15 protein-coding genes, 1 riboswitch and 1 other annotated feature are annotated in these 21,025 nt (G+C 36.7%); of the genes, 9 read left to right on the forward strand and 6 right to left on the reverse strand.

Annotated features, from left to right (window positions below):
- Positions 1–83: 83 nt before the first annotated feature.
- From mgtA to ABS916_RS07110, 3 genes are all read right to left on the reverse strand, one after another.
- Positions 84–2,699, reverse strand: a complete 2,616-nt coding sequence (mgtA, locus tag ABS916_RS07100) for a magnesium-translocating P-type ATPase (RefSeq protein WP_350451214.1) — start codon at positions 2,697–2,699, stop codon at positions 84–86.
- Between the two features lie 354 nt (positions 2,700–3,053).
- Positions 3,054–3,219, reverse strand: a riboswitch (M-box (ykoK) riboswitch).
- Positions 3,220–3,432: 213 nt separating this feature from the next.
- Entirely contained in the window at positions 3,433–5,085 is a 1,653-nt protein-coding gene (locus ABS916_RS07105) for a peptide ABC transporter substrate-binding protein (RefSeq protein WP_350451215.1), read from the reverse strand.
- Positions 5,086–5,325: 240 nt separating this feature from the next.
- Complete coding sequence (locus ABS916_RS07110) at positions 5,326–5,730, reverse strand: hypothetical protein (RefSeq protein ID WP_350451216.1); 405 nt, start codon at positions 5,728–5,730, stop codon at positions 5,326–5,328.
- Positions 5,731–5,993: 263 nt separating this feature from the next.
- Between ABS916_RS07110 and ABS916_RS07115 the strand changes: the two genes are divergently transcribed.
- The 4 genes from ABS916_RS07115 to ABS916_RS07130 all read left to right on the forward strand — a co-directional run bounded on the left by ABS916_RS07115 (position 5,994) and on the right by ABS916_RS07130 (position 11,882).
- Complete coding sequence (locus ABS916_RS07115) at positions 5,994–7,178, forward strand: CapA family protein (RefSeq protein ID WP_350451217.1); 1,185 nt, start codon at positions 5,994–5,996, stop codon at positions 7,176–7,178.
- Between the two features lie 62 nt (positions 7,179–7,240).
- Entirely contained in the window at positions 7,241–8,158 is a 918-nt protein-coding gene (locus ABS916_RS07120; RefSeq protein ID WP_350451259.1) for an ABC transporter ATP-binding protein, read from the forward strand.
- Between the two features lie 2 nt (positions 8,159–8,160).
- Positions 8,161–9,759 (forward strand): ABC transporter permease, encoded by a 1,599-nt coding sequence (locus ABS916_RS07125; protein WP_350451218.1) that lies wholly within the window; start codon positions 8,161–8,163, stop codon positions 9,757–9,759.
- A 146-nt stretch (positions 9,760–9,905) separates the two neighbouring features.
- Positions 9,906–10,173: a binding site (T-box leader), on the forward strand.
- 62 nt (positions 10,174–10,235) lie between these two features.
- Positions 10,236–11,882: a peptide ABC transporter substrate-binding protein gene (locus tag ABS916_RS07130; protein ID WP_350451219.1), complete on the forward strand. Its 1,647-nt coding sequence runs from the start codon at positions 10,236–10,238 to the stop codon at positions 11,880–11,882.
- Between the two features lie 378 nt (positions 11,883–12,260).
- On the opposite strand, the gene thiD is transcribed toward ABS916_RS07130, so the two are convergent.
- Positions 12,261–13,088: a bifunctional hydroxymethylpyrimidine kinase/phosphomethylpyrimidine kinase gene (gene thiD / locus ABS916_RS07135; protein ID WP_350451220.1), complete on the reverse strand. Its 828-nt coding sequence runs from the start codon at positions 13,086–13,088 to the stop codon at positions 12,261–12,263.
- 446 nt (positions 13,089–13,534) lie between these two features.
- Positions 13,535–14,623, reverse strand: coding sequence for an iron-containing alcohol dehydrogenase family protein (locus ABS916_RS07140; RefSeq protein ID WP_350451221.1), 1,089 nt, complete (start codon positions 14,621–14,623; stop codon positions 13,535–13,537).
- Between the two features lie 743 nt (positions 14,624–15,366).
- On the opposite strand from ABS916_RS07140, the gene ABS916_RS07145 reads away from it, so the two are divergent.
- The 5 genes from ABS916_RS07145 to ABS916_RS07165 all read left to right on the forward strand — a co-directional run bounded on the left by ABS916_RS07145 (position 15,367) and on the right by ABS916_RS07165 (position 19,396).
- Positions 15,367–16,353, forward strand: a complete 987-nt coding sequence (locus ABS916_RS07145) for a mannose/fructose/sorbose PTS transporter subunit IIA (RefSeq protein WP_350451222.1) — start codon at positions 15,367–15,369, stop codon at positions 16,351–16,353.
- A gap of 41 nt (positions 16,354–16,394) precedes the next feature.
- Positions 16,395–17,195, forward strand: coding sequence for a PTS mannose/fructose/sorbose transporter subunit IIC (locus ABS916_RS07150; RefSeq protein WP_350451223.1), 801 nt, complete (start codon positions 16,395–16,397; stop codon positions 17,193–17,195).
- 21 nt (positions 17,196–17,216) lie between these two features.
- A complete protein-coding gene (locus ABS916_RS07155) occupies positions 17,217–18,128 on the forward strand; it encodes a PTS system mannose/fructose/sorbose family transporter subunit IID (protein ID WP_350451224.1) in 912 nt (303 codons plus the stop codon).
- A 151-nt stretch (positions 18,129–18,279) separates the two neighbouring features.
- Positions 18,280–18,684: a DUF956 family protein gene (locus ABS916_RS07160; RefSeq protein WP_350451225.1), complete on the forward strand. Its 405-nt coding sequence runs from the start codon at positions 18,280–18,282 to the stop codon at positions 18,682–18,684.
- Between the two features lie 133 nt (positions 18,685–18,817).
- On the forward strand, positions 18,818–19,396 hold the full coding sequence (locus tag ABS916_RS07165; RefSeq protein WP_350451226.1) for a type 1 glutamine amidotransferase family protein: 579 nt from the start codon (positions 18,818–18,820) through the stop codon (positions 19,394–19,396).
- A 110-nt stretch (positions 19,397–19,506) separates the two neighbouring features.
- On the opposite strand, the gene ABS916_RS07170 is transcribed toward ABS916_RS07165, so the two are convergent.
- Entirely contained in the window at positions 19,507–20,970 is a 1,464-nt protein-coding gene (locus tag ABS916_RS07170; RefSeq protein WP_350451227.1) for a hypothetical protein, read from the reverse strand.
- Positions 20,971–21,025: the final 55 nt, after the last annotated feature.

Here is a 21,025-nt window from a genome sequence, read left to right on the forward strand (position 1 = left end):
TTTGTAGAAAAGTATATTATCATTCATAGTAAAAAAGGAGTGAGATCATGATCTCACTCCTTTTTTACTATGTTTTTTTAATACTATAACCATTGTTTATTAATGCTGATATAAATAGATTTGACTACTTGTACCATTGCAATATAGGATAGGACAATTAGTATCATCCATTTCCAGTAAGTTGCTGGCAGTGCTACAAAGTCAAAAAATGTTCCGAATGTGCTGCCTGGAATCAATACTGCGGCTGCTACAACAGCAAGTGTTGAGAGTGTTACACTCATGCTGGCTCTACTTTGGATAAATGGAACTTTTTTCGTTCTGATAACATGCACGACAACGGTTTGAGTGATCAAGCCAATCACAAACCAACCAGAATGGAATAGTGCAGCGTATTGGACGGTATTGGCTTGGAAAACAAACCACATTAAGATAAAGGTTAGAATATCAAAAATAGAACTGATTGGACCAATACTAAATGTAAATTTCAATAAATCTGACGTTCCCCATTTAGCAGGTTTCATTAGGTCTTCAGGATCCATTTTATCCCAAGGAATTGTTAATTGCGCAACATCATAAATAAGATTTTGTACTAAGAGTTGAATCGAAAGCATGGGCAAAAATGGTAGAAAGGCACTGGCTACTAAGACACTAAACACATTTCCAAAGTTTGAACTGATTGTCATCTTGATGTATTTCATCATGTTTCCAAAAACAGTCCGACCTTCTAAAACACCATCTTCTAAAACCGTCAAACTTTTTTCCAAAAGAATAATTGAACTGGCTTCTTTAGTAATATCGGCTGCAGTATCAACGGAGATGCCTACATCAGCTGTTCTCAGTGCTGGTGCATCATTGATTCCGTCGCCCATAAATCCAACAGTGTGTCCTTTTTGTTGTAACAGCTCAATGATCCGAGCTTTTTGGGTGGGGTTTAATTTAGCAAAAAGATTCACTTCTTCTGTAGCGTCCATCAATTCAGTATCTGTCATGGATTCAAGTTCCGTTCCAAGGATTGCTCGATCGACTTGGATTCCGACATCTTTGCAGATTTTTTGAGCAACGATCTCATTATCGCCAGTCAATACTTTTACATTCACACCATGTTCATGAAGCGATTTAATAGCTGTGATAGAAGATTGTTTTGGCGGATCTAAGAATCCCATAAAACCAATAAGGATCATATCAGACTCGTCTTTAATGGAATAGACAGCTGAATCATAAACGTTTTGTTTATACGCAACACCAAGGGCACGCATACCTTCTTTATTCATCTTGATGCTGATTTCTTCCATCGTTTTTTGTAGCTCAGGAGTTAATGGAATAATTTCATTGTTTAATTCTACATAGCGACAAACTTTCAACATTTCTTCTACGGCACCCTTTGTGATCATCAATTGCTGATCGCCTGCTTTAACAGCGACTGTTAGGCGTCGTCTTGAAAAATCAAAAGGGATTTCATCGATCTTCTCGATTTTTTCTAATTCATTTTCTTCACGGTTCTCATTGAAATATTCAATCACAGCATGATCCATCACATTTTTCCAACCGGTTTGGTAATTGGAATTCATATACGCTAATTCTAAAACACGATTACTTTCTTCACCAACTGGGTTAACATGTTGCACTAAAACAACTTTGTCTTCCGTTATAGTGCCTGTTTTATCAGTACATAAAACATCCATAGCACCTAAGTTTTGAATGGCATTTAATTCTTTAACAATTACTTTTTTCTTAGACATCGTAATCGCACCTTTAGCAAGGTTGCTGGTAATAATCATTGGCAACATTTCTGGTGTTAGGCCAACGGCAACGGCTATTGAGAAGAAGAAAGCTTCGCTCCAATCGCCTTTTGAGATTCCGTTGATCAAAAAGACGATAGGGACCATAACCAGCATAAATCGGATCAATAGTTTACTCACATTTTTTACTCCGCGGTCAAAACTCGTTTCGCCTCTAGACTTAGAAGATTGAGCAGCGATATCGCCAAAGAGAGTATCTTCACCAGTTTTCACAACAACAACTTTACCTTGGCCGCTTAAAACATCAGTACCCATAAATAGTAAATTGGGAAGATCTAAAGCGGTCAACTGTGAAATTTCTTTTTCTTTTTTCAGAGAAGCAAGCTTTTCGATGGGCATAGATTCACCAGTCATTGAAGATTGATTAACAAATAAATCTTTTGCCCAGATCAAACGAGAGTCTGCTGGAATCAAATCACCAGTTGAAAGAGTGACAATATCACCAGGGACCACTTCGTCGATTGGAATTTCTTTTGTTACACCATCTCTAGTCACCGCGCAAGTCGTTTCAATCAGTTCTTTCAAAGCTAAACTAGCTTTTTGAGAACGGTATTCTTGAATGAAATGAAGTCCAGCACTAAATAAAATCATCATAGCCATCACAATGCTGGCTTCAAAGTCTTTGGTGGCAGCTGAAACGACTAATAAAAGGGTCAAAACATAAATAAAAGGGTCTTTAAATGCTTGAAACACTAATTGATACCAAGAAACAGGCTTTTGGGCTGCTACTTCATTTAGCCCAAATTCTTCTAAACGTTTTTTCGCTTCTTGATTGCTTAATCCTGACGCATTTGACTTCAGCTGTTTTAAAACAGCTTCTTCTTTGAGGTAACCTAATTCCTTCAATTGGTTGTTTTTAGATTTTTTTTCTGTATAAATAGACTTATTTTTGTTTGTCATTATTATTTCCTCCTTTGTCTTACCAGAAGAAATAAGCTTTACTGCACGATTTTCCTAACCAAGAAGAGGCTCATGGCAGGCTTACTTATTCCTACTTTTATTCTCCAAAAACCATCATCTGGACTATCATTACTGGAACTTTTTTCCATACCACTCACCTCACTTTCTTAATAGATTGGTATCTTACGATGAAATGATGCACAAAAACTTCAGAACTAGAGTGTTTTTGTGGAGTATAAAACAAGAAAAAAGCATATACTCTATTCTACGATAGAGTATATGCTTGAATAGCCATTCTAAATAAACGGTACACAATTTCATATTTTAAACGAAGATTTTTCTGCATAGCAAAAAAACGTTTTCTCCATCGTTGAGTTTTAGCACTATATGGCGTAGATTGCCCATCAGCTACATTAAAAATAACCTTAATTCGATTATTCCTGTTGACCCATTGGTGTCTCTCGACGTTTTTGGGCAGCAGCGTGTGTCCATATAGGAGCCTCACCTAACAGAAGTCTTATTCATTTCATAGCCTATGCTAGCTCAAAGATTTTTATAAGTCAAGTTACTCGATTATTTTGATAAGGATATTTAGGAGAATTATTTTATTTGTTAGTATCAAAGATACTCAAAATGGACAATCAGATTAGAATCAAGGTTTTACATAGTAATAAAAAAAGTCGAAGAAATTTTCCGATTTGGAAATTTCTTCGACTTTTTCGTTTTCAACTGATTAATTTTTAACACTAGCGCGACTTAAGTCAAACTCTACACCAACTGAATTGAAGATAATGCCTTCAACAGAAGGATTGCGGAGTTGTGTTTCGGCTTCTTGGTACAAAGGAATGAAGGCAAAGTCGTCAGTTATGACTTTATGAGCTTGTTGGAGATTTTCCCAACGTTTTTCATCATCATTTGCATTTGTGGTTTTCGCTTGGTCGATCAAAGCATCATAATCGCTATTTGCGTATCCACCTTCGTTATAAGGAGAATCGCTGTATAGCAGGTCCATAAAGTTGATGGCATCTGCAAAGTCAGCACCCCATCCAGTAAGCAGGATATCAAAATCACGACTATCTGCTAGAGCAAGACGGTTCTTCTTAGGTACATTACGTAACTCAATAGAGATACCAGGCAAATTGTTTTGAATTTGACCTTGGATGTATTGACTGATTTGCTTGCTCTTTTCATCATCGTCTCCAACAAAAGATAAAGAGATACTGTCTACGCCTAATTCAGCTTTGGCTTCTTCCCATAGCTCTTGAGCACGCTCAGTGTCATAAGATAGGAAAGTTCCTGCTTCTTCAGTAAAATCTTCATCAGTAGCTGGATCAGCTACAAAATCAGCTGGCAAAAATCCGCCGATTTCAGTTGAACCATCCGCTAAAACAGTATTCACTAAATCATCTGTATTGATAACTAATCCTAAAGCTTCTCTCAATTTTTCGTTTTGCAAGTATTCATTATCCCAGTTGAATTCCAAATAAGAAGTTCTAGCTTTCTTTTGAACGACAACATTTTCATCTTCAGCAAATTGCTTAACGATTTCTCCAGTTAATTGAGCGTTATCTGCTTGTCCACCTTCAAATAAATTAACAGCAGTACTTGTTTCTTTTACAACTTGAACATTCACTGCGTCTAACGTTACTTCATCAGCTGCATAGTAGTCATCATTTTTTACTAAGTCCCAAGTTAGCCCTGTGCCATCCCAATTTTCTAATGTAAATGGACCATTAGCGAGCAAGGCTTCACTAGAAGTTCCATAATTATCTCCTTGTTCTTCAACAAAGGCTTCATTTTGAGGGAAGAAAGCTGTAAAAGCTAACAAGAATTCAAAGTAAGGCGTTGGTTGCGTTAGGTTAAAGGTAATTTCATGATCGCCATTAGCTGTAACGCCAAGTTCGCTGACATCTGCTTCACCAGCCATGATTTCAGGTGCATTTTCAATCGTTTCTGCTAGATAACTATAAGAAGCACCAGTATCAGGATCGACTAATTTTTGCATAGCGTACACGAAATCATTTGCTGTAACGGGATCGCCGTTAGACCAAACAGCATCGTCACGAAGCGTATACGTGTATGTAAGTCCATCTTCTGAAATCACTCCTTCGTCAGCTGCAATAGCAGGGACAGGATTTCCTTCTTCATCAATACGTAATAATCCTTCAATAACATGTCCTAAATAATTTGAACTATTGATATCGGTGATTAAAGCCGTATCCATGGTAGATAACTCTGTAGGGGCAGTATAATTAACGACTTGTTCTCCAGAGGTAGTGCCTGAAGAATCACCGCTCGTTGAATTTGAAGAATCTCCATTTCCACCGCATGCAGTTAATAAAAATGCGGTACTCATTGTAGCTGCTAATTTATATGAATTTCTCACTATAAACACTCCTTAATCTAATTTAGTTAACCTTATTTTAATAGGATAACACGTTTATACAAGAAAATGTATGATTTAACCTAAATATTTGCATAATTCTGAATAAAAAAAAAGAATATAATACGAATAAAGGGTGTCGCTCAATTTTTTTTGCAAAAAAAAGAGTCTTCTTACAAGTTATCGCAAATCAACGATAAGCTATAAAGAAGGCTCCATTTCTAAGATAGAGGTTGCTACTGACTAAGTTTTTTTGATGAATTGCTCTTTGCAGTGTGGACATTTGATACTGATTTTTCCTTTGTTTCTCGGTACGCGCAATTTTTTATGACAGTTGGGACAAGCGTAATACTTGTAAACTTTTCGTTGCAGAAATTTATTTCGCTTTTGGTTCCAACTCCTAGTAAATTGACGAGTGGATGCTAAAAATTTTTGGTTTTCCTGATACCGTTTTGTCCGATTGCGAGAAAATGTTCGATAGTAACCAAGAATAATAGCTGCCCAGCCGAGTAAGCCAATGATTGACCAATTGAATAAGTTAGCTAAGACAACAACAGCCAGTCCTCCATAAAGCAAATAAGTTGAAAGTTTATCTACGCCATATCTGCCAATCATAAATTTTTGAATGTAAGTTTTAAATTTTCTCATTTAATAGTGTCTCCTCTTTCTCTTTGTTCCATAAGATTAGCATTAAATAGTGTAACATGTTGAACAGCATTCAGCGACCGTCTTTAGTCTGAGTTGATAAAAAATAGAGTTGCCAAAGTATCAAAAAGGATGAAATATTTTAAGAAATTAGTAGTTTGTTTTTCTATTCATATATGGGTTCATCAGGCTTTACATTAAGTGTTAGAACGCTTACGATTTATATGTGGAATGGGTTTAGGTAGATTCAAAGAAAGAGGGATACCATGAAGAAAATTGGATGGTTAGTAACAGCATTAGTGGTAAGCGGATGTGCAAAGTCATCTGTTGAGAAACCAATTGAAGAAAATTCAGAACAGGTTTCATCAAGCGAGTCATCTATACAAGCGGAACATCAAGCTAGTGAAGAAAAAAGAGTCTCATTTATGGGAGTAGGAGATAACCTAATTCATAATGTGATATTTGAAGAAGCACAATTAGAAGAGGGGACGTTTGATTTTAAACCTATGTTTGAAAATGTAGCTGAGGATATTGAAGCAGCAGACTTAGCTTTTATTAATCAGGAAACTTTGATGGGCGGAGATGATTTTGGTTTCTCGGGTTATCCAGCCTTTAATACACCTAGCGATATGGCAGACAATTTAAATACTTTAGGGTTTGATTTAGTAAATGGAGCATCCAATCATTCATTGGACAAAGGTAAACAAGGTGTCATAAATACTTTAGAAATATGGGATAAGCAAGAAAATATGGTCTTTACTGGAGTGTTTGATTCACAAGAAGAACGGGATGCGATACCAGTTATTGAGCGTGATGGAGTAACGTTTTCCTTTTTAGCCTATACATACGGAACCAATGGAATTGAGCCTGATGTTTCGTATCGTTTAAATTACTTTGATGAAGCGTTAATTACTCAAGATATTGAACGAGCAAAGCAAATCAGCGATTTCGTTATTGTCTCTGCTCATTGGGGCGATGAACACATGCTTGAACCGAATGAGTTTCAAAAAAAATATGCTCAATTGTTTGCGGATTTAGAAGTAGATGCAGTGATTGGAACTCATCCTCATGTGATTCAACCAATTGAGTGGGTAGAAGGGAAAAATGGGAACCAGACATTAGTCGTTTATTCATTGGGCAATTTTCTCTCCGCGATGTCTACGGGAACTGAAAATAATATGTTAGGCGGTATGATCTCTTTTGATTTTGTAATGGCTGAAGAAGAGAAAACCCTTGAAAATGTGAAATGGGATGCGACAGTGATGCATTATACAGGCAATAAGAGCGAAGATACGGATTTAAGAAAGGATTTTAGAATTTATCAGCTGGATGATTATACCGAAAAAATTGCCAGTCAACATACCCTTAACAGCTCTCAAGTAAATCAAATTTCTAAAGAGTCTTTACAACAAACAACCGAAACGGTTATTGATGCTGAATTTCTAAAATAGGATGAACAAAAATGTACGGTCAGTACCATTAGTTAGAAGTTGTTTTAATTAGGAGGCGTAAAATAATGAGCTTAGTAGAAGTAAAAGGCTTAACTAAACGATTTGGGAAATTTACTGCTTTAAAAAACGTCGATCTCTCTGTAAATGAAGGTGAGATCTACGGCTTTATTGGTCCCAATGGTGCCGGAAAATCCACGACTATTCGTGTTTTACTAGGGATGTTGAAACCAAGTGAAGGACAAGTCACGATTTTTGGGCAAGACGCTTGGAAAGATGCTGTAGAAATTCATAAACGGGTAGCATATGTTTCAGGTGAGGCTAATCTATGGCCTAATTTAACCGGTGGGGAAGTAATTGATTTATTCTTAGCTATGCGCGGAAATGGAAATCAGAACCGACGTGATGAATTGATTCAATTGTTTAAACTAGACCCGTCAAAAAAATGCCGCACTTATTCGAAAGGGAATCGACAAAAAATAGCCTTGATTGCTGCATTTGCTTCTGAAGCGGACCTATATATTCTTGATGAACCAACTGCGGGTTTGGATCCATTGATGGAGCGTATTTTTCAAGAACTTATTTTAGAGATGAAACAACAAGGTAAGAGTGTATTGTTGTCGAGCCATATCCTGTCCGAAGTTGAAAAGCTGTGTGATCGGGTAGCCATTATTCGTGAAGGAGAAATCATTGAAACGGGAACATTAGCTGAGATGCGCCATTTGACCCGAACAAAATTAACTATTGAAACAAGTGAACCTTTGATGGATTTGTTCGAGCTAACAGGTGTGCATGATGTTGTCCAGACAACTACGGGATGGGTATTCCAGGTAGACAGCGAAGAACTCGCAGAAGTTATTCGTCATATCAGTCAATTTGGTGTTTTAAAACTTGAAAGTGCTCCCCCGACTTTAGAAGATTTATTTATACGCCACTACAAAGGGGACAGTCAGGAACAAAGCGGCTTACAAGGGGGTGTCTAGCGATGGTTGTTCAGCAGTTCAAAGGAACTGGTCAGATCATGCGACTGCTTTTCCAACAAAATGGAGTGAAAATCGGTTTATGGTTAAGCGGTTTGATCGGTGTTTCAATCGCTACAGTAACCGCCTATACAACCATTTATACCGGCCAAAAAGAGATCATAGAATTTGGTTTAACAATGCAAAATCCAGCTATGATAGCCATGTTAGGATCACTTTATGAAGTGGGGAATTTTAGTTTAGGAGCCGTTTTTGCAAGTGAAATGTTATTGTTTTCAGCTATTGCAGTTAGCGTTATGAATATCTTATTAGTCAGTTCTAGTACGAGGATGGATGAAGAAGAAGGGCGGCTGGAAATGATTCTAGGATTGCCTGTGGGGCGGTTAGCATATTTAGCTGCAACAATCAGTATGATGATTATCGTAAATAGTCTATTGTTTATGATTTTGTCTCTAGGTCTAGGGTTATTTAACCACGAAGCGTTTAGTGTGGAATCTGCTTTGCTATATGGTGGTATCCTTGCAAGCACAGGGCTATTTTTTGCAGGTGTGACCGCCGTTGCAGCACAGCTAGCTGCAACATCGAGAGGCGCTACAGGAATTTCTTTTGCTGTACTGATAACTGCCTACATCATAAGAGCTGTTGGAGATGTTAGCAATGAGGTGCTGTCACTCGTTTCTCCATTAGGTTGGACTGTTCGAACAGCGGTATTTGTCGACAATGACTGGTGGCCAGTTAGTGCATTAATTAGTGGGATGGCTATTTTATTAGTGAGTGCCTTCTATTTGAATCAGCAAAGGGACATCAATGCCGGGTTATTGCCTGAGCGTAAAGGAAAAGTTTACGCTTCGAATGCTTTAAAAAGCCGATTTGGGTTAACGTGGCGATTGGAAAAAGGAACAATTATTTCATGGGCTATTGGTATTTTTCTAATGAGTGTTGCTTTCGGTTCGATTTTAGGCGATTTAGAAGCTTATTTCTCAGACTTTGAAATGGTTCAAATCATTTTAGCCGATGACTTAAGTGATTCTATGACTGAACAGTTTATTACATTATTGGTGGGTATTATGTCTGTCTTTTCTGCTGTTCCAACGGTATCAGTTTTTTTAAAATTGAAAAAAGAAGAACGAATGGGTCGAACGGAAAACTTTTATAGTCGAGCGGTTTCTCGAAATAAAGTGATGGGAAGCTATTACGCCATAGCATTTTTAACGGCTGTACTGATGCAATTGCTGATTGGATTAGGGTTGTATGCTTCGGCAAGTCAAGTCATAAAGACAACCATTGGTGCAGGAACGGTTATCGCATCGGGACTGGTCTATATCCCAGCTATTTGGGTAGTTTTAGGTTTAACAACAGCACTTGTAGGAGCATTTCCTAAGAGAACAGGTTTGATTTGGACCTATGTGACTTTTGCCATTTTTGTCATTTATCTTGGCAATTTACTCGAATTTCCAGAATGGGTAAACAACATTTCTGCTTTTCATCATATCCCTCAACTGCCAAATGAAGAAATTGCTTGGTTCCCAATGATTAGTTTAAGTCTAGTAGGGATTGCTCTTTCTGTGATAGGTTTTCTAAGTTATAACAAAAGAGATATTTAACGAAGCGTTACAATAGTTAATAATTTGTATTTCAGTACTCATAAAATAATTTGAAAGATTAATAAAATTCATTTTAGTTATTGACATGTATGTAATCAGTCTGTTATTATTCAATTAGATTAAAAAACAATGAGTTTTAAATGATAAAAAAGACTTTGATAAGGAAAGTACGTCAGAAAATAATTTTTAGAAAGCCCGGATGATGGAAAAGGGTAATGATAGTTCTGATGGAAAATGGCCTTTGAGTTGAGCAGTCGAGTGAGAGTTTCTTTTAGACTGTTACGGTAAGCATCCGTTATCTAATGCATCAGTTTACGATCTTTCATTTGTGGGATTGTGTACTGAATAAGGTGAAAATAGCGATATTTTCATAAACTAAGGTGGTAACACGGAATTTAAATGTCCGTCCTTTCTAGTCGAAAGACTAAGATTGGACGGGCATTTTTTTGTTGTATAAATGAAATGGGGGAATAGTAATGAAGAAATGGACATTGGGAATAAGTATTGTATTGGCAACAGGATTATTGATTGGATGTGGTACACAAGCAGAAGGAAATAACGACTCAGATACCTCAGCAACCACAAAAATTGCACAAGAAACAGGTGTTGGTGTAAGTGCTGAAATCACGACACTGGATACCACTCAAGCTACTGATCGCAATACCTTCACTGTTATCGAGCAAATATTTGAAGGGCTGTACCGTTTCAATGCTGAAGATGAGCTTGAGTTAGCTCTTGCAGCAGAACCAGCCATTATTAGTGAGGATGGCTTAACCTATACATTTAAATTAAGAGAAGATGCGAAATGGTCCAATGGAACACCTGTAACTGCCAATGATTTTGTTTATGCTTGGGGGAAAATGGTGAATCCAGAATCATTGTCACCGAATGCTTACTTATTTGAGAACATCAAAAATGGTACTGAAGTTGTTAAGGGAGAAAAAGAACTGAGTGAGTTTGGCGTTTCAGCAGTGTCAGACTATGAATTAAAAGTCGAGTTAGAAGTTCCAAGACCTAATTTTTTGAGCCTATTAGCAATCGGTTGGTTCTTCCCACAAAATGAAGAGTTTGTTGAATCGCAAGGGGACAATTACGCGCAAGATACAGATTCTATCCTTTACAATGGGCCGTTTACGCTAGTTGATTGGAAAGATGGTGCTACTAGTTGGGCGTACGAAAAAAATGAATCCTATTATGATAAAGATGAAGTTGCTTTAGACAGAGTGAATGTAGCTGTGGTAAAAGAAGTTTCTACGGGATTGAATCTTTACGAGACGGGTGAGATAGACATCGTTACACTAACAGGAGACTATGCTAAACAATTCGAAAACGATGAAAATCTTATCCGTAAACAAGAATTGGCATTACAATATTTAACTTACAATGCCGCAGAAAATAGTCCTCTAAACAATGAACATTTGAGAAAAGCAATTGCTTTATCTATTGATAGAAAAGAACTAACTGAAAATGTACTTGAAGATGGATCAGAACCTCTGGGTGGGTTGATACCGCGCAAATTACTAACAAATCCTGAGACCAATGAAGATTTCCGTACAGATAATGGTTCTTTTAATGATTACGATTCTGAAAAGGCTAAAGCAGAATGGGCTCTGGCACAAGAAGAACTGGGTGATACACTAGAACTTGAATTATTGACAAATGATGATGCAACTTCTAAGAAAGTTGGTACCTATATCCAAAGTGAAGTTCAAGAACATCTTCCAGGGGTAACAGTCACCATCAGGAGTGTGCCAAGTAACATTGCAAAAACGGAGCGGACTTCTGGCAATTATGACTTTTCAATAGCCGGATGGATAGCCGGAGATTTGGATCCAACAGGTTTCTTTGTTTTATTGGAGACAGATAGTCCCTATAACTATGGTTCTTATCAAAATGATGAATACCAAGCTTTAATAAATGAAAGCAAAACAACATATGCTAATGATTCTACAGTAAGATACGCCAATTTTTTGGAAGCAGAAAAAATTCTGATGGATACAGCTGCTTTCCAACCTTTGTATCAACGTACAACGAATTACTTGCAACGCCCTATAGTCGAAGGACTAGAAAGTCATCTGTTGGGATCTGACTTTACCTTCAGAAATGCCACGATTACAGAGTAATTAACAGCAAACTAATCGGCTATTGCCAAAGATAGGAAGGATGAAAAAAATTGTACTTCAAACAGATTTTGGATTAGAAGATGGTGCTTTAATTCAAAACCTGCTGTTTTTTAGAAAATAAGAAGGGGAGAGCTATAGAAACATAGCTATTGAGTTAATTGGGACATGATTCTCTTTCTAACAACTAAACCCGCAGAATTGCATAGAAAATGCAATTCTGCGGGTTTAGTTGTTGGTTGTCCAAAAAAGTATATTCTTTAGGATAATGTAAAAAACAGCAAATACACTAGTAAGAGGTGCTCTTAATAGTGTATCAACTATACATAAACAAATTTGCTTGTCACTTGAATTGACTGCAATTATTTGAAGGTACTTTCTTTAGATTGTTTCTGAATCTTTCAATCTGTAGGCACCATGGAAAACTGGTCCAACAAATTCATTAAAACGAAAGCCATGCTCAATAGCAGCGGTAACAAAGTCCTTAGCCTTGAAGATAGCTTCTTTTTCGGATAGCCCAGTTGCTAGTCCAGCTGTGATTGCAGCAGCAAAAGTGCACCCAGCTCCATGGTTGTAAGCAGGCTGAATTTTTTCTGTTTCAAGGGTGTAATGTTTTTCTCCATCATAATAAATATCTATTGCTTTATCTCCTTCAAAGCTTTTTCCACCTTTAACTACTACATGTTTTGTGCCAAGATTAAAAATTTTTTCAGCAGCTTTTTTCATATCTTCAAGGGTTGTTAGTTTTCCTAGTCCTGAAAAGATACCAGCTTCAAGAAGATTTGGAGTTGCCACATCTGCAAGAGGCAATAGATATTTTTGAATGGCTGCTGCCGTTTCGGGATTTAATAGTTCGTCTTCTCCTTTACATGCTAAAACAGGGTCAATAACAACTTTAGGGAATTGATAAGCAGAGATTGTTGTGGCTACAAGTTCAACAATTTCCACTGAACCAAGCATACCTGTTTTCATAGCGGCAATTTTAGTATCTCCTGCCAGAATAGTTTTTAATTGTTCTTCCACAACGGAAATTGGCAGAGTAGTGACATTATGCTTCCAATTATTATCCGGATTCATCGTAGCAATAGTAGTCAAAGCTACCATGCCATAAGTGCTATATTCTGAGAAGGTTTTTAGGTCTGCCGCTAGTCCAGCACCGCCACTAGCATCGCTGCCTGCAAATGTTAGAACTTTTTTTATATTAGTCATTATTTTCAACTCCATAAATTTATTTTGGAACTTATAATTAAAACGGATTTGGGATATCCTTTTTAATTATAGGTATAAAAAAAGACCCTTGTCCCCTACGTAAAGGGACAAGAGTCTACACTCCTACGATTAAACCTAAATTGACATTCAAAAAACATCCACTCGATTCACATACTATCATTTGTGCCCTGTTGATAATGGATAGGGTTTCTCGTCAACTTCTACTATGATTTTTCATTTCAGACTGCCCTCACGAGTCCATTTAAGAAATTTCTGGTGTCGTAATCCCAACACCTATGATTCTCTTTCAAACAGAAGTACGTTCTCTACTACTCTTGATTATCGGTTTTTGTTATTTTTTTAATTGAATTATAATGTAATTCACAGTATAAACCTTGTCTTTTTTTATGTCAACCAATTTTTTATGTCCATGCTGGAAGTGCTTTTTAAGAGTACACAGAAACAGATTTAGAAAGATTCTCTACAGCCTTCATTGCTTCTAGAACAGTTTCTTTGGTTGCACCAGGTACAGCTAAGGTGAATGTCTCCTTATCAGAGGCAGCAAATTCAGCAACCTGTTTTACTTTTTTTGAGAAATCAGTCTTCACGTCAAAGTCAGAAAAACGATGCGGGAAATGATTTGACACGAAAAACGGTAGTAATTTCTTTACCTCTTTTTCATCTCCAGAAGCCCATAGTTGAACTAAAACACCATAAGCAACTTTTACACCATGCTCAAAAGTATGTGTTTCTTGAATAAGCGACATTCCATTATGGATAGCATGGGCACCAGCCATCCGGCCATACTCTCCTGCAAATCCGCCAACTGTACCCGCGATAGCTACAACAGCCTCGGCAACTCTTTTGAAGGCACTTGTTACTTCATGATTTTCTATATTTGTCAAAGCTTCTGTACTGTCTTTTAACAATAGCTCTTTAGTTACTTTCGCAGTTTTTAAACCTACTTGAACCATAGCAGGTAAGTCGCCCACAATATGGCGAGTAATGCCTTCTGCTTCATACCATTTTGCCAATGTATCTCCAATTCCACCCATAAAATATTTCTTAGGTGATTCCACTAATAAATCTAGATCCATCAAACAAAGTAAGGCTGCTTTTTCATAGTAATCGACTACTTTGAAAGTATGATCGGGATGATACACGGCTGAAAGGGGAGTATAAGCCGAACAAGTTCCTAATACCGTTGGAATAGTTACATATTCTACTTTTAATAGTTCAGCGATTCCTTTAGCAGTATCTAAAGCACGTCCACCACCGATGCCTACCACGCAGTCCGTTCCCTTTATTAATGAAGAAAGACGTTCCATGTCTTCATGTGAAGCTGATCCATCATAACGAAATACTGGTAAATCCAAAGAACCAGAGTAATGCTTTTTAAAAGCATTATAAGATAGTTCACCTGTAATAATAACAGGTTTAGTAAATGAGGTTAATTTTTGATCTAAATAGTTTAAAGCACCGGACTCGCATAAAAATTGACCGGGTCCTGGACGAACAACTTGACTTAAACGCATAATAATTCCTTCTTTCTTTAGTATAATAACTAAACTTTTGTTGGCACTGTAGAGGAGTGATAATTTTCTTATAAAGAGTTTTCTTTTATTGCAGCACACCCTTTAAAAAGATAAAAAAGGCCACCCATTCAATTAACGAATGGGTGGCCTAAGTCCCATTTAGCCAAACAAGCTTAAATAGGACTTAAACGACTGCAAAAAAAGTACAGTGTCTAAATCCTGGTTCTAATAATAAAGGTTGTTTGATTGAATGAATGTGTCATGGAATGACATCCTCTCGTGGGTTAGTGAAGCTAGGATAACATCGTTAAATTAGAAAGTCAACACTGTTTTATAATCTTATTATAATTTAATTCATTTTAATAGAATAAGTGTATTAGCAATAGATTTAGCTAATACACTAAAATAAAAAAAGATTAGAGTGCAAAACAAATAGTTGATACACTAAGAAGTGTATCAACTATTTGTATGTGTATCATTTTGAAGCACTGGTTTACTGGTGTTTTAAACGATACACTAAAGTTGGCACAGTAATTGCATATAATAAGTGATGGACAAATCAATAAACTTGTTGGAAAATCTAAACGCTACCATGTTTAGATAAAGTATATTGAAAGGTGGCGGTGTTGTAACTTTAAAAGTTGTGTTTTAAGTGAAATAAAACTAAAAAACATGATGAAGAAGTGATTCTGTTAGTTTCGTCTCATCAGAAAATAGAAATAAAATATTTAGGAGGTAGAAATATGGTAGGAATTATACTAGCAAGCCATGGCGAATTTGCTGAAGGCATCTTGCAATCTGGCGCAATGATTTTTGGAGAACAAGAAAATGTTAAAGCTATTACCTTAATGCCAAGCGAAGGACCAGAAGACGTTAAAGCAAAAATGAAAACTGCAATCGCTTCGTTTGACGATCAAGATGAAGTATTGTTCTTAGTTGATTTATGGGGTGGAACTCCATTTAATCAAGCAAACACTTTGTTTGAAGAACATAAAGAGAAGTGGGCAATCGTTGCTGGGTTAAATTTACCAATGGTAATTGAGGCTTACGCATCTCGTCTTTCAATGAATTCAGCTCAAGAAATTGCAGCACATATCATTGAAACAGCAAAAGAGGGTGTGAGAATCAGACCTGAAGAGTTGGAACCTGTATCAACAGCTGCAGTCGCAACTGCTGAACCAATACAAGGTTCGATCCCACCAGGAACAGTAGTTGGCGATGGTAAGATCAAACTAGTTCTAACACGTGTAGACTCTCGTTTACTACATGGTCAAGTAGCTACAGCATGGACAAAATCTGTATTACCAAACCGTATTATTATCGTTTCAGATGCTGTTGCTAAAGATGATCTTCGTAAGAGATTAATTGAACAAGCAGCACCACCAGGAGTTAAAGCTAACGTTGTTCCAATCAGTAAAATGATTGAAATTGCTAAAGATCCTCGTTTTGGAGGCACAAAAGCATTATTATTATTTGAAAACCCTAGAGATGTTGTTAGAGTTATGGATGGCGGCGTAGACATTAAAGAAGTTAACGTTGGTTCTATGGCACACTCAGTTGGTAAAGTGGTTGTAAGTAAAGTTCTTTCAATGGGACAAGATGATGTAGAAGCTTTTGAAGAAATGAAAGAAAAAGGCGTTAAATTTGATGTACGTAAAGTACCAAATGATTCAAGTGGCAATATGAACGAGATTCTTAAAAAAGCAAAAAATGAATTAGCACGCGCATAATGAACTAATAAAATAATATTAAATTAAATAGGAGGCCTATTATGTCTATAATATCAATTATTCTAGTAATTCTTGTTGCATTTCTAGCCGGTATCGAAGGAATCTTAGACGAATTCCAATTCCATCAACCATTAGTGGCATGTACATTAATCGGTTTAGTAACAGGTAATTTAACAGCTTGCATCATTCTTGGCGGAACACTTCAAATGATCGCTCTTGGTTGGGCAAACATTGGAGCAGCCGTAGCACCAGATGCTGCATTAGCATCAGTTGCATCAGCAATTATTTTAGTATTAGGTGGACAAGGAGCAGCTGGAGTTCCAGCAGCAATCGCAGTTGCGGTTCCACTTGCAGTAGCAGGACTTTTCTTAACAATGGTTGTTCGTACATTAGCTGTACCTATCGTACATTTAATGGACAGCGCAGCTGAAGATGGTAATTTCAAAAGAATCGAAATGTTGCATATGGCTGCCGTAGCTATGCAAGGGATTCGTATTGCGATTCCAGCAGCAGCTCTTTTATTCATCCCAGCACAAACAGTTCAATCATTCTTAGAATCTATGCCAGCTTGGTTAACTGACGGTATGGCAATCGGTGGTGGAATGGTCGTTGCGGTTGGTTATGCATTAGTTATCAACATGATGGCAACAAAAGAAGTATGGCCGTTCTTCATTATCGGTTTCGTAGTAGCAGCAATTTCTCAATTAACTCTTATTGCTCTTGGAGCATTAGGCGTAGCTTTAGCTCTTATTTACTTGAACCTTTCTAAAATGGGTGGTTCTTCAAATGGTGGCGGAAGTAACTCTGGTGACCCGCTTGGCGATATCTTAAACGATTATTAATCCTGAAGGAGGAGAAGAGACATGGCAGAAAAAATTCAGTTAACTAAAAAAGATCGCTTAGCCGTAGCATGGCGCTCTACGTTCATTCAAGGTTCTTGGAACTACGAACGTATGCAAAATGGTGGTTGGGCTTATGCAATGATTCCAGCAATTAAAAAATTATACACTACTAAAGAGGAACGCTCATTAGCGTTAAAACGTCACTTAGAATTCTTTAATACTCACCCATACATTGCTTCACCAATTCTTGGAGTTACTTTAGCTCTTGAAGAAGAACGTGCAAACGGAGCTCCAGTTGATGATGTAGCAATTCAAGGAGTAAAAGTTGGTATGATGGGTCCTTTGGCCGGTGTTGGTGATCCTGTGTTCTGGTTTACTGTACGTCCGATGTTAGGTGCTCTAGGAGCATCATTAGCAATGGGTGGAAGTATCCTTGGACCAATTATTTTCTTCGTAGCTTGGAACTTAATTCGTTGGGGATTCATGTGGTATACACAAGAATTCGGTTATAAAGCCGGTTCTAAAATCACAGAAGATCTTTCAGGTGGATTATTACAAGATATTACAAAAGGTGCATCAATTCTAGGTATGTTCGTATTAGCTGCTTTAGTGCAGCGGTGGGTTTCAATCAGTTTCCAACCGGTTGTTTCCAGAGTTCAACTAGATGAAGGAGCATACATCAAATGGGATGAACTTCCAATGGGTGGCGAAGGAATTCGTCAAGCCTTTGAACAAGTCAACTCAGGATTGGCGCTTTCACCTACAAAAGTAACAACTTTACAAAACAACTTGGATCAATTGATTCCAGGATTAGCTGCATTGGCTTTAACAATGTTCTGTATGTGGTTGCTTAAGAAAAAAGTTAGTCCAATCGTTATTATTCTTGGCTTATTCGTAGTCGGAATCGGTGGACATTTAATCGGACTTTTATAAGATCAACTAAAAAGTCGTTTAAAATCTCTGAATCACTACTAATTCGCAATAAAAAGTGGCTGGGATCTTCTCAGTCACTTTTTTTATTGCTCTAAGCACTTAAAACAACGTATAATGATGAAAAGATGATAAATGAAATGGAGCAGATAGAATGGTTGAATCAATTAATACAAAAGTAGATTTAGTAATAGATGCCACTGCTTTTACAGGATTAACGGATTATGGGAAAATTATGATTGGTGATAAGGGATTTGAGTTCTTTAACTCTCGAGACAAACGTAAATTTGTTCAAATTCCATGGGAAGAAGTAGAAAATGTTATTGCTTCTGTAATGTTTAAAGGGAAATGGATACCACGTTATGCTATCGAAACCAAAAGATCTGGTACATTTACCTTTTCATCTAAGGATCCTAAGAAAGTTCTTCGAGCTATCCAAGTATATGTAGATCCAAGTCATATGGTCCATTCCTTAAGCTTCTTTGAGGTTATAAAACGTGCATTTAAATCGATTGGGAAAAAGAAAACGAGGATTAAAAAAACGAAGAAAAAGAAATAATAAAATTTTAGTGTGTTTTTTTTCTTGTTCATTAATAATTCTTACCTAGAACAGATTTGTTCTAGGTTTTTTTGTGCATATGTTATACTAAGCAAAAAAATATGGAGAAATAATAAAGAAGGTAGGAATTCGGATGGTAGAAAAAGATGTATTGCTTTTATTGACCGATAAGTGGGCGGATTGGGAAGCTTCATATGCTATTGCTGAAGTGAATTCTGTTCCACACTATTCAGTAAAGACGATTGCTTTAGATAAAGAATCAAAAGCTTCTATAGGTGGTTTACGCACTGAAATCGATTTTTCGATTGAAGAGTATACTGATTTAAACAATTTGGCCTTGGTCATCTTACCAGGTGGATTTTCATGGCAAGATAATCGATATGAAGAAATTGCTCGTTTTATTGAACACGTTCTTGAACAAAACATTCCAATAGCAGCAATTTGTGGAGCGACTGTTTTTCTTGGCAGTCATGGATTATTGGATAAAGTTAAACATACTGGGGATAGTTTTGAATTTTTTGAAGCGCAAGACGAATATAATGGGGCAACAAATTTTCTGGAGGCACAGGTAATTCGAGATAAAAATATCATCACCGCTAATGAAACAGCAGCAGTCGAGTTTGCTTATGAAATATATAAATTGTTGGAAATTGATGAACCAAAAGAATTAGAAGCTTGGTACGATAATTTTAAAAATGGATTTGTAAGATAGAAAGGGTTTCGAAGAAATAGGTTTTGTTTGAAATAGTAAAAACGGATGGCAGCTTAAACGCGACCATCCGCTTTTTAAAATGTTTATTACTTCTATTGTATCATTCTAAGCTAGTCACTCAAACGAGACCAGAAGCGTTCGTTGTACCATTTTACAGTACCAACACATGCCATAATTGGGATAGCAGCTGTTAACACAGAGACAATTGTTTGCCAGATAGGAGTTAAGTTATTTAATAAGAAGCCAATAAGGAGAATAGATAATAGTCCAATAATGAGTGAACTAAAAAGACTAACAAATTGAATGAATGCTCCACCTCTGTTGAATAATTCTGTAAGATTCTGCCATTCCAAATATAATAGACGGAAATCACGGGCAAAGTAATAGTGACAGAGTACGAAAATCCCGATGATGATTCCAGCTAAAAACAGAACACCCAACAATAAAGGTAGTTTTGCAATGAAAATAAAGACTATCCCTAAAGTAAGAGGGAGAAGTGATTCTGCTATAAAAGCGAATAAAAATTTCTGCTTTAAGTAGTTTTTCATCGAAAAAGGTAAGGATTTTAGGTACATAAAGTTTTCTCTATCTAGTGAGATAATAACACCAACAATGGAAGTCGCACTCAATGTAAGAAAAGCATAGGCGAATCCAGCAAAGAGAAACAAAGCCCAATAGTGCAAAGTCATATCTCCTAAATAAATCCCATTTGTAAAAATTGGACCTAATAGTATAATGATAGGAAAAACAATACTTGAACTCAAATGTTGCATGATAAGTGTACCATCTTGAATAAGTCCAAAATTATATTTCCATAAGGTTCGATTAACAGAAACGGAAGGTTTTTCTAAACCAGTTGAGTTGTCTTTTTTTTTGTTTTTTGACTTTTTTTGTCTATCTCTTACATCCAATTCTTCTTCCCTATAAAATTCGGGCACTGCCCATTTAAATACGATCAACGCCAAAAGAGCTAGTAGCGCAATCCATAAAGAGATACCAAACCAAGCATTCAAGTTGAGTGGATTCAATAAGACCTGATGGAAGGATTGAACAAAAGGAATCACTCGATAGTCAGGTAAGACTTGGCCATAAGGAATGTCAGCTTCTTGATCCATGGAAGAGATAAAAAGGATGACAGCCGTCATTCCTAAACTAGACAAAGTATAAAGAGTCGTTGTGACAGCTTGTTTATTTTTTCTGAACACTGCTAGTTTGGTAATCAGATGAACTAAAACCACTGAAAAGAAAAAAATCACCACTATTAGTAGTAGAAACAAAAACAATGAAACGACAATCGTAATGAGGATAGACTGACCAGCATCCTGTCCTAACAGAATAAATAAAGATAAGCTTGGAATCAAGTACGGCAATATCATTAGTGCAAGGACAGCCAATTTAGCAGTGAAAACTTCACTCCCTTTGAAAGGCAGTGGAAGATAATGAATGAGATCTTTTGACTCATAAAATAAATTATAAACTAAATAGAACCCTTGTAAGACAGCCATGACTATGAACATCACAATATAAGTAGAAAACATACCAGGATACTGAGTAAAGTCTATGAAAAAAAACATAAAACTATATAGTAAAAAAAATATAAACAACATAAGACCACTTTGCAAAAGAACA

The sequence above is a fragment of the Carnobacterium sp. genome (assembly GCF_040274945.1).
In the GTDB taxonomy this organism is placed as follows: Bacteria; Bacillota; Bacilli; order Lactobacillales; family Carnobacteriaceae; genus Carnobacterium_B.